At 56.6% G+C, this 15,263-nt stretch carries 10 protein-coding genes and 3 pseudogenes; 5 read left to right on the plus strand and 8 right to left on the minus strand.

Annotation, left to right across the window (positions count from 1 at the left end):
* Nucleotides 1-59: 59 nt before the first annotated feature.
* From HLB35_RS03110 to HLB35_RS03145, 8 genes and pseudogenes are all read right to left on the minus strand, one after another.
* Complete coding sequence (locus HLB35_RS03110; protein ID WP_328730894.1) at nucleotides 60-794, minus strand: class I SAM-dependent methyltransferase; 735 nt, start codon at nucleotides 792-794, stop codon at nucleotides 60-62.
* Nucleotides 795-799: 5 nt separating this feature from the next.
* On the minus strand, nucleotides 800-2,515 hold the full coding sequence (locus HLB35_RS03115) for an AMP-binding protein (protein ID WP_171701439.1): 1,716 nt from the start codon (nucleotides 2,513-2,515) through the stop codon (nucleotides 800-802).
* 77 nt (nucleotides 2,516-2,592) lie between these two features.
* Nucleotides 2,593-3,501: a hydroxymethylglutaryl-CoA lyase gene (locus tag HLB35_RS03120; RefSeq protein ID WP_171701440.1), complete on the minus strand. Its 909-nt coding sequence runs from the start codon at nucleotides 3,499-3,501 to the stop codon at nucleotides 2,593-2,595.
* A gap of 33 nt (nucleotides 3,502-3,534) precedes the next feature.
* Nucleotides 3,535-5,617: pseudogene (locus tag HLB35_RS03125) on the minus strand (acetyl/propionyl/methylcrotonyl-CoA carboxylase subunit alpha).
* Nucleotides 5,614-6,444, minus strand: a complete 831-nt coding sequence (locus HLB35_RS03130; protein ID WP_171701441.1) for an enoyl-CoA hydratase-related protein — start codon at nucleotides 6,442-6,444, stop codon at nucleotides 5,614-5,616. Before HLB35_RS03130 ends, HLB35_RS03125 begins: the two are co-directional and overlap by 4 nt.
* A gap of 10 nt (nucleotides 6,445-6,454) precedes the next feature.
* A complete protein-coding gene (locus tag HLB35_RS03135; RefSeq protein ID WP_171701442.1) occupies nucleotides 6,455-8,062 on the minus strand; it encodes a carboxyl transferase domain-containing protein in 1,608 nt (535 codons plus the stop codon).
* Between the two features lie 52 nt (nucleotides 8,063-8,114).
* The gene (locus HLB35_RS03140; RefSeq protein WP_171701443.1) at nucleotides 8,115-9,284 is read right to left on the minus strand and encodes an isovaleryl-CoA dehydrogenase; all 1,170 of its coding nucleotides are present in this window, start codon (nucleotides 9,282-9,284) and stop codon (nucleotides 8,115-8,117) included.
* A 125-nt stretch (nucleotides 9,285-9,409) separates the two neighbouring features.
* On the minus strand, nucleotides 9,410-9,868 hold the full coding sequence (locus tag HLB35_RS03145) for a MerR family transcriptional regulator (RefSeq protein ID WP_171701444.1): 459 nt from the start codon (nucleotides 9,866-9,868) through the stop codon (nucleotides 9,410-9,412).
* A gap of 349 nt (nucleotides 9,869-10,217) precedes the next feature.
* Here HLB35_RS03145 and HLB35_RS03150 point away from each other — a divergent pair, with 349 nt between their 5' ends.
* From HLB35_RS03150 to HLB35_RS03170, 5 genes and pseudogenes are all read left to right on the plus strand, one after another.
* The gene (locus tag HLB35_RS03150) at nucleotides 10,218-11,012 is read left to right on the plus strand and encodes an ABC transporter ATP-binding protein (RefSeq protein ID WP_216601356.1); all 795 of its coding nucleotides are present in this window, start codon (nucleotides 10,218-10,220) and stop codon (nucleotides 11,010-11,012) included.
* Nucleotides 11,009-11,750: pseudogene (locus tag HLB35_RS03155) on the plus strand (ABC transporter ATP-binding protein). The gene HLB35_RS03150 and the pseudogene HLB35_RS03155 overlap by 4 nt, the downstream one beginning before the upstream one ends.
* A 113-nt stretch (nucleotides 11,751-11,863) precedes the next feature.
* Nucleotides 11,864-13,087 (plus strand): ABC transporter substrate-binding protein, encoded by a 1,224-nt coding sequence (locus HLB35_RS03160; protein ID WP_171701445.1) that lies wholly within the window; start codon nucleotides 11,864-11,866, stop codon nucleotides 13,085-13,087.
* 84 nt (nucleotides 13,088-13,171) lie between these two features.
* On the plus strand, nucleotides 13,172-14,059 hold the full coding sequence (locus HLB35_RS03165; protein WP_171701446.1) for a branched-chain amino acid ABC transporter permease: 888 nt from the start codon (nucleotides 13,172-13,174) through the stop codon (nucleotides 14,057-14,059).
* 2 nt (nucleotides 14,060-14,061) lie between these two features.
* Nucleotides 14,062-15,053 (plus strand): annotated as a pseudogene (locus tag HLB35_RS03170) (branched-chain amino acid ABC transporter permease).
* Nucleotides 15,054-15,263 lie beyond the last annotated feature (210 nt).

Raw genomic sequence — 15,263 nt, forward strand, 5'->3', positions numbered from 1 at the left:
TACCTCAACCACCTTGATGGCGCCATCGCTCAGGTTGCTGACCAGATTCTTGCCCATGGTTAAAAAGCGCTCACCAAAAACCAGCTGGGGGATAACACGGCTTGACGGCTTTGCTGGGTTTCCTTTGCCCGCTGGCGCTGGCGCCAGGCCAGGGCGTCGTCACTCCAGTCAATAAAATGATCGATATGAAACCCGGCCTGTTCCAGCTGTTGGCGTAGCTGGTCGGCGCTTTCCAGGTGGGAGTGCTGGGCGTCACTTGCCCAGGGTACTGGGTAGCGCATGGCATTTGCATGGGGGCCGCGGACAACTTCATGCATCACCAGCTTGCCATCAGGGCGTAATACCCGACGGCATTCATTCAGCACAGCGGCGCTATCCGGCATGTTCAGAAAGCTGTGCTGGAACAGCACGGCGTCCATACTGGCATCTGCCAGGGGTAAGTTCAGCGCATCCGCCGTAATGCAGTGAGCGCGATGTTCAAGCCCGGCCAGCTGCGAAAGCCCCTGGTTCAAGTGGTTAAATCCATGGGTAATATCCAGCCCGAGCATTTCGAAACCTGCTTCAGCAGCCTGACGCATCAAGCCACCGGCACCGGCGCCAATATCCAGCAGCCTGGGGTGGGTTTGCGAGTCCAGCAGGCCCATCAGCCGGGCAGAGGCCTTGATGCCGCCGATATGCAGTTGATCCAGCGGGGCCAACTGGAAAAACGTCGGCCCATCGGGGTAGTGCTCGGCCACCTGGCCGAGCACGCTATCAACGCTGAGATGCTGCTGGTAATGCTGGGCAAGCGTCATAAGCTCTAGTCCTTTTTGCCATCGTCCAATCCGAGTTCCTGGATAGAGATTTCGCGCATTTTGAACTTCTGGATCTTGCCGGTCACGGTCATCGGGAAGTCATCCACGAACTTGAAGTAGCGCGGAATCTTGAAGTGAGTGATCTTGCCCTTGCAGAACTCCCTTAGATCTTCGCTGGTGATGTCGTCGTTGCTGCCGTTGAGCTTGACCCAGGCAATCAGTTCTTCGCCGTATTTCTTGTCCGGCACGCCGGTGACTTGCACCTCGGAAATCGCCGGGTGGGTATACAGGAATTCCTCGATTTCCTTGGGGTAGACGTTCTCACCGCCGCGAATCACCATATCCTTGATGCGCCCGACAATCTGCACATAGCCTTCCTCATCCATGGTGGCCAGGTCGCCGGTGTGCATCCAGCCGGCTGCGTCAATGGCTTCATGGGTAGCCTTGTCGTTATTCCAGTACTTGAGCATGACGCTGTAACCCCGGGTGCACAGCTCGCCGATCTCACCGCGTGGCAGGATGCCGCCGCTACCCGGGTCGACAATCTTGGTTTCCAGGTGCGGCTGGGTACGGCCAACGGTGGAAACGCGCTTCTCGATGCTGTCATCGGCGCCGGTCTGGGTAGAGACCGGGCTGGTTTCGGTCATGCCGTAGGCAATCTGCACGCCTTTCATGTTCATCTTGTTGATCACCTGGCGCATGACTTCGGCAGGGCAGATAGAGCCTGCCATGATGCCGGTACGCAGGGTCGAGAGATCAAAGCTTTCAAAATCAGGGTGATCCAGCTCGGCAATAAACATGGTGGGTACGCCGTAAAGAGCCGTGGCGCGCTGTGAATGTACCGCCTTGAGCACCGCTTCCGGGTCAAATCCTTCACCGGGGTAGATCATCGCTGCGCCGTGGGTCATGCAGCCCAGGTTGCCCATCACCATGCCAAAGCAGTGGTAGAGCGGTACCGGAATCACCAGGCGGTCGTCACTGGTGAAGCCCATGCTTTCAGCAACGAAAAAGCCGTTGTTGAGAATGTTGTGGTGGGAAAGGGTCGCCCCTTTGGGGAAACCGGTGGTGCCTGAGGTGTACTGGATATTGATGGGGTCATCAAATTGCAGGGTGGCCTGCAAGTCATTCACATCGGTCTGGCTGATGTTAGCTGACTGTTCCATGAAATCCGCCCAGCGCCACATGCCGTCGTACTTGTCGGCGCTGAGGTTGATCACGCACTCCAGTTCCGGCAACTTCTGGGATTTCAGCTTACCCTCGGCGCTGGCGGCAAGCTCCGGTGCCAGCTCCATCAGCATGGCGCGGTAGTCAGATGACTTGAAACTGTCGGCGGTGACCAGAAAACGGGCGCCGGACTGGTTAAGCGCATATTCAAGCTCGTGGGTACGGTACGCCGGGTTGATGTTAACCAGAATGGCGCCCACCTTGGCGGTGGCAAACTGGGTCAGCGTCCACTCGCTGCAGTTGGGCGCCCAGATGGCAACACGGTCGCCAGGTTTAACGCCAATCGCCAGCAGAGCGCGGGCGCAGCGGTTGACCTCTTCCTGTAGTTGACGATAGTTCCAGTGGATATCCTGATGGAGCACGATCAGCGCATCGTTATCCGGATACTCGGCAACAATCTGGTCAAACTTGTCGCCAATCGTCATGCCCAGCAGCGGCTTTTGGGCCGTGCTGCTGGTGTAGCTGGGTAGCATGGGGGCTGAAGGTTGTGGTGCCATGGGTGTGTCTCCGAGATGTTTTTTGTTGTCCGAACGAAATACCAGCACAGTTTTTTTATAGGAAGCCGGGGAGGGCGCTAGGCATGGCAAGGGCCTTTTGCCTGCGCTACCCGTGAACCTGGGGTGCGGCCCAGTTCAGCAGTAATCCAGTAGCCGGTATCAATCACGGCCTGCAGATCAATGCCGGTGTTGATGCCAAGCCCTTCCAGCAGGTAGAGAACGTCTTCTGTGGCGACGTTGCCCGAGGCGCCCTTAGCGTAGGGGCAACCGCCAAGGCCTGCCGTTGAGGCATCAATCACGCTGATGCCTTCTTCGAGAACGGCATACAGGTTGGCCAGTGCCTGGCCGTAGGTATCATGAAAGTGGGCGGCCAGTTGACCCATCGGTACCTGGCGGTTGACCGCTTCCAGCATGCGCTTGGCTTTCAGCGGTGTGCCGACGCCAATGGTGTCGCCCAGGGAAATTTCATAGCAGCCCAGATCCAATAACGCCTTGGCCACCTCAGCCACGCGCTCCGGCTCGATATCCCCCTCGTAGGGGCAGCCCAAAACGCAGGACACATAGCCGCGCACCCGGACGCCCGCTTCGCTAGCGCGGGCCATGACCGGCTCAAAGCGCTGCAGGGATTCAGCAATCGAGCAGTTGATATTCTTCTGTGAGAAGGCTTCAGAAGCGGCGGCAAAGACCGCCACTTCCTCGACGTTGGCCGCAATAGCGCCTTCAAGCCCCTTGAGGTTGGGCGTCAGGGCAGAGTAAACAACGCCTTCTTTGCGCCGGATACCCGTCATGACGTCACTGGCGTCGCCCATCTGCGGCACCCACTTGGGCGAGACAAAACTGGCGGCCTCGATATGCGTCATACCTGCATCCGCCAATCGCTCAATCAGGGAAATCTTGGTAGCGGTGGGCACCAGGGTACCGGACTCGTTCTGAAGCCCGTCCCTGGGCGACATTTCAAACAGCCGGACTGAATCAGGCAGTGACATGGCAATCTCCTGTGTCTGGGTCATGGTGGAAGATCAGTCGTCAGCCGCAAATTCGAGCAGCACATCACCCTGGCCCACCGTATCACCGGCGCTGAAGTGGAAGGCCGCTACATGGCCATCAGCCGGGGCGGTCATGGTGTGTTCCATCTTCATGGCTTCCATTACCATCAGCGGCATGCCTTTCTCAACCGCTTGATTGGGCTCTACCAGCAGAGTGACGACAGTGCCATGCATAGGCGCCATCAGGGTGGATTCCGCCTCATGGTGGCCGTGGTCGATGGCATCAATACGCCGCCAGAACAGACGGGTTTCACCTGCCGGGTCAGACAGCACCACCAGATTGCGTTCATCACCGACCAGGCGCGCCTGCAGGCGTTGGCGGTGACCATCCAGCGTTACTGCAACTGCATCACCTGCAGCTGCTGCAGGCTGGCTTTTAACGTCTGGCCGTCGACATTGCCGCCGTTGAATGTCAGCTGCCAGGGAGCTGCGCCGCTTGACCGCGTGCCTTCAACGACCACTATCTGGTCAGACGTATCGTCCTTGGCATGATCCGGGTCGCACAGCGCAATCCGAATGGTATGCGGGGCGTTCAGACGAAAGCCGTCATGCCGATCCCAGGGGAGTCGCTTTCGCACTCATGGGCCAACTGGCCCAGACCAATCAGCGCTGCGCTGGCGTATTCCTCTACCCGGTACTGGCGGGGCGCAAACAGGGTGGCTTCATTACGCTCGATAAAACGCGTATCAAGCTCAACGTTCTTGAAGCCGGGGTGAGTGGATAATCGCTGCAGAAATGCCCGGTTGGTCACCACACCCTGAACATCCAGCGCCGCCAGGGCGCGGTTCAGCGTCGCCAGCGCTGCATTGCGGTCAACGCCATGCACAATCAGCTTGGCAAGCATTGGGTCGTAATGCATGGACACCACGTCGCCGCTTTCCACACCGCTGTCCAGACGCACCTGATCCGTGCCCAGCCCAGCGCCTTCCAGATCCAGCGCGAAGCGGGTCAGGGTGCCAGTGGCCGGTAGAAAGTCCTGTTCCGGATCTTCGGCGTAAAGGCGGGCTTCAAAGCTGTGGCCGGTGATGGTCAGGGCATCCTGAGAAAGCGGCAGTACCTCGCCCATGGCCACCCTTAGCTGCCACTCCACCAGATCCTGGCCGGTGATCATCTCGGTGACCGGATGCTCGACCTGCAGGCGGGTGTTCATTTCCATGAAATAGAAAGAGCCGTCAGCGTCGAGAAGGAATTCGACGGTGCCCGCACCCACATAGTTGATTTCCTGAGCGGCGCGTACAGCGGCGTCGCCCATGGCGGCGCGTAATTCGGGTGTCATGCCAGGCGCTGGGGCTTCTTCGAGGACCTTCTGGTGACGACGCTGCACCGAGCAGTCGCGCTCGAACAGGTACACCCCATTGCCGTGACTGTCGCAGAACACCTGCACTTCTACATGGCGGGGCTGCACCAGGTATTTCTCAATTAGCATGCGGTCATCGCCGAAAGCGGCTTTGGACTCGCGACGGCAGCCATCCAGCGCAGCCTGGAAGGCTTCAGTGGATTCAACGACCCGCATGCCCTTACCGCCGCCACCGGCGCTGGCCTTGAGCATCACCGGATAGCCAATCTTGTCGGCTTCGGCTTTGAGCAGGGCGTCATCCTGATCATTGCCGTGGTAGCCCGGCACCAGTGGCACGCCAGCGGCATGCATACGCGCCTTGGCGGAAGATTTATCGCCCATGGCGGCAATCGCCGAAGCCGGAGGGCCAACAAAGGTAATATCGGCCTTGTCGAGGGCTTCCACAAAGGCACCGTTTTCCGAAAGGAAGCCGTAGCCAGGGTGAATCGCACCGCTGCCGGTGCGCTTGGCCGCTTCCACCACGGCGTTCACATCCAGGTAGCTGTCGCGAGCGGCGGCCGGGCCGATACGCACCGCTTCATCCGCCTCACGTACATGGCGGGCGTTGGCGTCGGCATCCGAATAAACCGCCACGGTTTTCAGGCCCATACGACGAGCGGTACGCATCACACGGCAGGCAATCTCGCCGCGGTTAGCCACTAACAGGGTGTCGAATCGGACGTGTTGTGGCTTTTGTTCGGGAGAATGTTCAGAGGTCATGAGCGTGGCTCCGCAGCGTTTGTCATTGTGTTGTGAGAGGCCGTCCAGGCCGGGCGGCGCTTGTCGAAAAAGCTTGCCAGCCCTTCCTGGCCTTCATTACTGACGCGCAGGCGGGCTATGACCTGGCAGGTGTGTTCTCGGGTGGTGTCAGCATCGGAGGCCTTGGCGACGCTGGCAAGCAGCGCCTTGGTGGCGCGCTGGGCCTGGGGCGATCCGCCGAGCAGGGTTTCCAGCATGCTATCGACGGCATCGTTCAGGGCGTCAGGAGCCACTACCTGATGCGCCAAGCCAAGATTCAGCGCAGTGGCGGCATCCATGACTTCCGCCGTCAGCGCATAACGGCGCATCTGACGCTCGCCCAGGGCACGCTGCACATAGGGGCTGATGACTGCAGGCGACAGGCCAATCCTGACTTCTGACAGGCAGAATCGGGCCTTTTCGGAGGCAATCACGACATCACAGCAGGCAGCTAGCCCAACAGCACCGCCAAACGTCGCGCCTTGTACCCGGCAGAGGGTCGGGCAGGGCAGGGTATCCAGGCCATGCATAAGGGCAGACAGTTTGCGCGAATCGGCCAGATTATCGTCCAACGAGTAATCGACCATGCGCTTCATCCAGTTAAGATCAGCGCCCGCCGAAAAACTCTTGCCTTCAGAGCCCAGTACGACGACCCGCACGTCACCTGCCTCTGCCAGAGCGTGTAATTTTTCCAGATGGGCGTTGAGTTCAGCAATCAGATGGTCATCAAAGGCGTTGTGAACGTCTGGGCGGTTGAGTAGCAGCCAGGCAACGCCATTGTCGTGAAGTTCAAGTGAGGAATAAGCCACGGTCTGCTCCTTACATCCGGAACACGCCGAAGCGCGTTTCTTCAATCTCGGCATTCATTGCTGCTGCCAGGGACAGGCCCAGCACATCTCGGGTCTGGGCAGGGTCGATCACACCGTCATCCCACAACCGGGCGCTGGCGTAGTAGGGGTGACCCTGGTGTTCGTATTGCTCGCGAGTGGGTTGCTTGAACGCCTCTTCTTGTTCAGGCGTCCATTCGCGGCCTTCACGTTCATACTGTTCGCGCTTGACCTGGGAAAGCACCCCGGCAGCCTGCTCGCCACCCATGACCGAAATGCGTGCATTGGGCCACATAAACAGTAGGTTGGGATCATAGGCGCGACCACACATGCCATAGTTGCCCGCACCGAAGCTGCCGCCAATCAGCACGGTGAATTTGGGTACCTTGGCGCAGGCTACCGCAGTGACCAGTTTGGCGCCGTGCTTGGCGATGCCTTCATGCTCGTACTTGGAACCGACCATAAAGCCGGTGATGTTCTGCAGGAAGATCAGCGGAATCTTACGTTGCGCACATAGCTCGATAAAGTGCGCGCCCTTGACGGCACTTTCCGAAAACAGCACCCCGTTATTGGCGACAATGCCGACTGGGTGGCCGTGAATATGCGCAAAGCCGGTGACCAGTGTGTCACCGTAGTAGCGCTTGAATTCATCAAAATCAGAGCCATCGACGATGCGGCCAATCACTTCACGCACGTCAAAGGGCTTTTTAAGGTCGGTGCCGACAATGCCGTAGAGCTCTGCCGGGTCAAGCTGCGGCGGCTTGGGCGGTTGCATGGCAAGCTGACCGCGTTTCTGCCAGTTCAGGCGTGATACGCAGGCGCGGGCCAGTTGCAGGGCATGGGCATCGTTCTCGGCGTAATGGTCAGCAACGCCGCTGACCTTGGCGTGAACATCGGCACCGCCCAGGTCTTCGGCACTGATGCTTTCACCGGTGGCCGCTTTTACCAGCGGCGGGCCACCCAGGAAGATGGTGCCCTGTTCCTTAACGATGATGGATTCATCCGCCATGGCCGGCACGTAGGCGCCGCCGGCAGTACAGGAGCCCATGACCACGGCAATCTGCGGAATGCCTTCAGCGGAGAGGGTGGCCTGGTTGTAGAAGATGCGCCCGAAATGATCACGGTCAGGGAAGACTTCGTCCTGGCGGGGCAGGAAAGCACCGCCGGAATCGACCAGGTAGATACACGGCAAGCGGTGCTTGCGGGCAATTTCCTGAGCGCGGATATGCTTCTTGACGGTCAGCGGGAAATAGGTACCGCCCTTGACGGTGGCGTCGTTGGCAACAATGACGCATTCCACCCCGGAAACCCGTCCGATACCGGTGACGACACCCGCTGCCGGTACGGCGCTTTCGTAGACGTCGTGGGCGGCGAGCGCCGAAAACTCCAGAAAGGGTGAGCCTTCATCGATCAGGTGATCAATACGATCACGCACAAACAGCTTGCCCCTTGACTCATGCCGCTGGCGGGCTTTTGCACCGCCGCCCTGGCTGATGGCAGCGGTCAGTTCATGTAGCTTGGCAACTTCTGCCTGCATGCTGGCTGCATTGGCCTGAAAGGCGTCGCTACGCGGATTGACCTGGGTTTTTAACATGGCCATTGATCGGCTCCATTAACGCTTGATAGTGAAAATGACAGGATATAAGCCATGTTTAGTTCGATTCGCTGAACAGCTCACGGCCGATCAGCATGCGACGGATTTCACTGGTGCCCGCGCCGATTTCATACAGCTTGGCATCACGCAGCAGCCGGCCGGTGGGGTATTCGTTGATGTAACCGTTGCCGCCAAGCAGCTGAATGGCGTCCAGCGCGACTTGAGTGGCTTTCTCGGCGCAGTAGAGAATCACCCCGGCAGCATCCTTGCGTGATGTCTGGCCCCGGTCGCAGGCACCGGCAACTGCGTAGAGGTAGGCGCGACAGGCATTCATGGTGGTGTACATATCCGCCACCTTGCCCTGGACCAGCTGGAATTCACCGATTGATTGGCCAAACTGCTTGCGTTCATGGATGTAGGGCATCACCACATCCATGGCTGCTTGCATGATGCCGATGGGGCCGGCAGCCAGCACGGCGCGCTCGTAATCAAGACCGCTCATCAATACGCGAACGCCTTTGCCTTCATCGCCCAGAATGTTTTCTGCCGGTACCGCGCAGTCCTGGAACACCAGCTCGCAGGTGTTGGAGCCGCGCATGCCCAGCTTGTCGAGCTTCTGAGCGGTGGTGAAACCTGGCATGCCTTTTTCGATGATAAAGGCGGTAATGCCTTTCGAGCCGGCGTCCGGGTCAGTTTTGGCATACACCACCAGCACATCGGCATCCGGCCCATTGGTGATCCACATTTTGTTGCCGTTGAGGATGTACTGATCGCCCTCCTTGCGAGCACGCAACTGCATGGAAACCACATCAGAGCCTGCACCCGGCTCGGACATGGCCAGAGCACCAACATGATCGCCGCTGATCAGCTTGGGCAGATACTTGGCTTTCTGCTCTGGGGAAGCATTGATTTTCAGTTGGTTGACGCACAGGTTGGAGTGAGCGCCATAGGAAAGTGCCACTGATGCACTGGCACGGGAAATTTCTTCCATGGCAATACAGTGGGCCAGATAGCCCATGCCGCTGCCGCCGTCTTCTTCTGAGACGGTAATGCCGAGCAGGCCCATATCGCCAAACTTCTTCCACAGATCATTGGGGAACTCATTATTGGCATCTATTTCGGCAGCGCGTGGAGCAATTTCATCCCGCGCGAAGGCGTTGACCTGTTCACGCAGCATGTTCAGTTCATCATCAAGGCCGAAGTTCAGTTCTGAGTAGTGGGTAAACATTGTCAATCACCTTTGTGCGTGTCCGTGAGATAGTCGGGGCGGGTTGCCCCTAGCTCGTCTTGTTTAGGATTAGTTCGTTTTTTATAAAGAGTTACGTAATCAGAATCGCTAGTAGCTTTAAATGCTTAATGTACTGTGGCAGATTTACCGCTCTCTTTGGCGGCTGTTTTTTTGCTCACACTGTGAGGCTCGCTGTCCTGCCGTTCGTTAAGCTCTTCCAGTGCCTGGCGGCAGCGAATTTCAGCACTTTCCAGTTCCAGCTGCACCATGGTGATGTCTTTCATCTGTTGCTCCAGCGCGGCGCGGCGCTCGGAAATCTTGCTGAGCATCAGATGCAGCTGCTTTTCGCTGCCGCTGCGGGTTTCGTCCCAGAGTTCAAACAGCTCACGAATTTCTGCCAGGGAAAACCCCAGCCGCTTGCCACGCAGGGTGAGCTTGAGGCGGACCCGGTCCTTGCTGCTATAAACACGTGTCTGCCCACGACGGCTGGGGTGCAGAAGTTCCTGGTCTTCATAAAAGCGAATGCTGCGTGTGGTCACATCGAATTCACTGGCCAGTTCGCTGATGGTGTATGTTTTGCTCATCGCATCATGTCTCTTGTTAGGTTCTCTCGACGAGGTTAGGTGTCAGGGATACGTCATTATGGAACCTTTTAACTGAGGCTAAAACAAGTTCACGTTAACGTAAAGGGTAAATTGATTAATATTTTGTCGCGGTGTTTTTGGTTAAGTGTCTGATATAAATGTCTATATGGGTAATTTTTAGCACTTAAAATACCTTGGATAGACCAAAGTTGTAATTGTCAGAGACCCATCTGCGTTGCTAGTTTGAGGTTACATCTTACGTTTAGGTAAGGATAGAGCGCCGGCTAACCAAGTTGCTCTGGTCGGTGGATTCAGTCAGCACAATAACAACAAAGAGGCTTGTTACGGTATGAGTGCAGACGAAACTCTGGCCAGTGAAATAGTGCTTGAAACCCGCGGCCTGACCAAAGAATTTCTAGGATTTACCGCAGTTGATGACGTTAACCTCCAGGTTCAGGAAGGGCACATCCATGCCCTGATCGGCCCTAATGGTGCGGGGAAGACGACAGTCTTCAATTTGCTGACCAAATTTCTTCCACCTACGCATGGTGAGATTCTCTATCGTGGGAAGCCAATCACCAAATTGAAATCCAATGAGATCGCTCGAATGGGGCTGGTGAGATCGTTTCAGATTTCTGCCGTATTCGCCCACATGACAGCCTTGGAAAATGTGCGCGTTGCGCTACAACGGAACCTGGGGACTTCGTTTCATTTCTGGAAGTCGGAAAAGTCGTTGAACCACCTCAATGAAAGAGCCCTTGCTCTGCTGGAGGAAGTAGGCCTGCGCGAATACGCCGATATTCTGACAGTTGAAATGCCTTATGGGCGTAAGCGTGCGCTTGAAGTGGCGACGACCTTAGCCCTTGAGCCAGACATGATGCTGCTTGATGAGCCAACCCAAGGCATGGGCGCTGAAGACGTGGATCGTATTGTCGAGTTGATTCAGCGGGTTTCCAAAGGGCGCACTGTGTTGATGGTGGAACATAACCTGAGTGTTGTCAGCCGTTTGTGTGATCGTATTACGGTACTCGCCCGTGGGGCGGTGTTGGCTGAAGGCGATTATGACAGCGTTTCCCGCAATCCGCTGGTACGTGAGGCTTATATGGGCAGTGAGGCAGCGGAAGAAGAGGGGGCACAGGTATGAATACGGCAGAACAGCTTGAAACACAGCAACCGCAACAGGCGGAAATGATCCGAGTGCAGGATCTGCATGCCTTCTACGGTGAATCGCACATCCTTCATGGTGTTGACTTTAACGTCAAGCGCGGCGAGTTGGTGACACTGCTTGACGCAACGGTGCCGGTCGCAGTACGACGCTCAAGTCGATCATGAATATGGTGGGGCGGCGAACCGGCTCCATCATGATCAATGGCAACGAAACCTTGAAGATGAAGCCTCATCATATCCCACGCCTTGGGATTGGCTATTGTCCGGAAGAGCGTGGAATTTTTGCCAGCCTGGATGTCCATGAGAACTTGTTGCTGCCGCCCACGGTGCGCTCGGATGGCATGTCGCTGGATGAAATCTACGCCATGTTTCCCAATCTCTATGAGAGCGTCGCCGCAGCCCGGGGACGCGGCTTTCAGGTGGCGAGCAGCAGATGCTGGCTATGGCGCGCATACTGCGCACCGGTGCACGTATCCTGCTGCTTGATGAAATTACTGAAGGCCTGGCGCCGGTCATCGTCCAGAAATTGGCGGAAGTGCTGGAACAGTTAAAAGAAAGAGGCATGACAATCGTGCTGGTTGAGCAGAACTTCCGCTTTGCAGCGCCGCTGGCCGATCGTCACTTTGTGATGGATCACGGCCAGATTGTCGAGGAAATCACCGCGGCCGAGCTACCTTCGCGCCGAGAACATCTCAATAGCATGCTGGGGGTGTAAGCACATATAAAATTAATAACGTAAGCCATAAAGACAACAAACACAGACTTGAAAATATCACATCAACGTACGTCGTAACACAACAACAAAGGCCCAAGGGCCAGGAGACGAGCATGACTTTCATGAAAAAAACGCTGACCGCCAGTATCGCCGTTGCCGCTGCTACCAGCATGGCCATATCGACTGCTCACGCTGAAATCAGCGATGGCGAAGTGCGTATTGGCTACCTGGCAGATATGTCGGGCACCTATCGTGATCTGGCCGGCCCGGGTGGCCTGGCTGCGATGGAGATGGCCATTGAGGATTTCGGTGGCAGTGTTAACGGTGCACCAATTGAAGTTTTCAGTGCTGATGACCGTAACAGCGCGGACGTTGGCGCGAATACAGTACGCGAATGGATCGATCGGGATAACGTCGATATGGTGGGCGGCCTGGTAGCCTCTTCGGTTTCTATTGCTGTTACCAAGGTAGTCGAGGAAAACAACAAGCTGGCTATTATTTCCGGTTCAGCCGCGTCCAGCATTACCAATGAGCATTGCACGCCCAATCATATCCACTATGTTTATGATACCTATCCGCTGGCTAACGGTACGGCTAAGGCTGTTGTCGATCAGGGCGGTGATAGCTGGTTCATGCTGACGGCTGACTATGCCTTCGGCCATGCGCTGGAAGGCGACGTTACCAAGGTGGTTGAAGAAAGCGGCGGCGAAATTGTTGGCGGTGTGCGCCACCCTTTCCCGACCAGTGACTTCTCTTCCTATATTCTTCAGGCGCAAGGCTCTGGTGCCAAGATTGTTGGTTTGGCCAATGCCGGTGCTGATACCGTTAACGCCATTACCACCGCTAGCCAGTTTGGCCTGACCCAAAGCGGTCAGCAGCTTGCCGGTCTACTGATCTTCCTTAACGATGTTCACGCGCTTGGCCTTCAGGCGACTCAGAACCTGCTGCTGACCACCGGCTGGTACTGGGATATGGACGAGGAAGCACGTGCTTGGGCAGACCGCTATTACGAAGAAGTGGGGGCACGTCCAACCATGGTTCAGGCGGGCATCTACTCCAGCACCATGCATTACCTGAAGTCTGTTGAAGCAGCGGGTACCGATGACCCTGAAGTGGTGCGTGCCCAGATGGCGGCTGAACCGATCAATGATTTCTTCGCCCGCAACGGCCAGATCCGTGAAGATGGTCGCATGGTGCATGATATGTATCTGGCCCAGGTGAAAACCCCGGAAGAGTCTACGAATGAGTGGGATCTCTACAAGATCCTCAGCACCATTCCTGCCGACGAGGCTTATCGTCCGTTATCCGAAAGCCAGTGCGATCTGGTGCAGAACTGAGCCGGATAGCAGTCTTTCAGGATAAGTAACCGAAGCGGTCGGTGATGACCGGCTGCTTCGCTTGACGGCGAGGAGTATTACACCATGATGATGATATTTGGCGTGCCCCTGGCGGTATTTATGGGGCAGCTCACGCTTGGGCTGGTCAACGGCGCCTTCTATGCGCTACTGAGCCTTGGGCTGGCAGTTATTTTCGGTTTGCTGAAAATTGTCAACTTCGCTCACGGTGCGCAGTACATGCTTGGCGCCTTTGCCACGCTGTTGGCCTTTCAGTACCTGGGAATCAACTACTGGCTGGCGCTTTTGCTGGTGCCGCTGGTGGTGGGTGCTTTTGGTATGCTGCTGGAGCGTTATCTGCTGCGCAGAATCAGTCACCTGGATCATCTCTATGGCTTGCTGCTGACCTTTGGTTTGGCGCTGATTTTCGAAGGTACTCTGGTCAACTTCTTTGGTGTATCCGGGGCGCGCTATGCCACGCCGGAAGTGTTTCAGGGTGGCCTGAATCTGGGCTTCATGTTCCTGCCGACCTACCGTGCCTGGGTGCTGGTAGCGGCATTGGCGATGTGCCTGTTTACCTGGTTCATGATTGAACGTACCCGCTTGGGGGCCTATCTACGCGCGGGTACCGAGAACTCCCAGTTGATGCAGGCCTTTGGCGTTAACGTACCGCTTCTTATCACATTGACCTACGGGTTCGGGGTGGGGCTGGCAGCGTTTGCCGGAGTGTTGGCGGCACCGCTTTATCCCGTTTCACCGACCATGGGGTCCAGCCTGCTGATTGTGGTGTTCGCTGTGGTGGTTATCGGCGGTATGGGGTCGATTCTTGGGGCCATCATGACGGGGCTGGCGATGGGTATCATCGAAGGTTTAACCAAGGTGTATTACCCGGAAGCTGCCAATACGGTAATTTTCCTGGTGATGATTCTAGTTCTGATGTTCCGCCCTGCGGGCCTGTTCGGTAAGGAGGCATAACCATGGCAGACGCTCAAACCTTAGCAAGACCTTCGGCGGTAATAGAACGTCAGAAGCGTGCCACTATGCGGCGCAACCTGTTTTACATTGCCCTGATAGTTGTGGGCTTGGTAGCCCCTTTTGTGGCCTACCCCGTTTTTCTGATGAAGGTGCTGTGCTTTGCCTTATTTGCCTGCGCCTTTAATCTTCTGCTGGGCTATGCAGGGCTTCTGTCTTTCGGTCACGCGGCTTTTCTGGCCACGGGCGGCTATATCACAGGCTACCTGTTGGCAAGCTACCCGGGCCTGACGCCGGAACTTGGCATTATTGCAGGTACGCTGGTGGCCATTGTATTGGGTGCCCTGTTCGGTATTCTGGCGATCCGTCGCCAGGGCATCTACTTTGCCATGGTGACTCTGGCGCTGGCTCAGCTGGTGTATTTCGTGTTCGTTCAGGCGCCTTTTACCGGCGGTGAAGACGGCTTGCACGGTGTGCCGCGTGGTGAGCTGCTGGGCTTTATCAGCCTGCGCGATAACCTGGCAATGTATTACTTTGTCTTCGCGGTCTTCCTGTTTGGCTTTGCGGTGATCCAGCGTACGGTGCATTCCCCTTATGGGCAGGTGCTGAAAGCCATCCGTGAAAATGAACCTCGCGCTGTTTCCCTGGGCTACAACACGGATATGTACAAGCTGGTGGCCTTTGTGATTTCTGCGGCCCTGGCAGGGTTGGCAGGTTCCACCAAGACGGTGGTGTTTCAGCTGGCGTCATTGACGGATGCTCACTGGCATATGTCCGGCGAGGTTATCCTGATGACGCTGCTGGGGGTGTCGGCACGCTATTGGGGCCTGTCATGGGAGCCGGTATCGTGGTCAGCCTGCAGCATGTCCTGTCGCAATCACCACTGGGCAACTGGGTGAGTGTGATCCTGGGGCTTATCTTTGTAATCTGCGTATTGAGTTTCCGCAGCGGTATCGTGGGTGAGATTACCCGGATGTATAACAAGAATTTCAAGTAAGCACATTTCTATCCAGCGTCAGTCAATAGGCGCACTGCGATTGTCTGTCCGTTGTCTTGGCGCTTTAGGGCGCCTTTTTTGTGGCTAATATTTAGGGGGGACTTGAATCCTTTCTAGCCAAAAGTCGCATTGGCCAAGCCATTGCTTGCTTGGGCGTTAGATAGTAAGTTAACGTAAACGTCAACTGGTTGATCGGCAGTGACCGGTCAA

It is taken from the genome of Vreelandella azerica (genome assembly GCF_013112225.1).
Taxonomy (GTDB): domain Bacteria; phylum Pseudomonadota; class Gammaproteobacteria; order Pseudomonadales; family Halomonadaceae; genus Vreelandella; species Vreelandella azerica.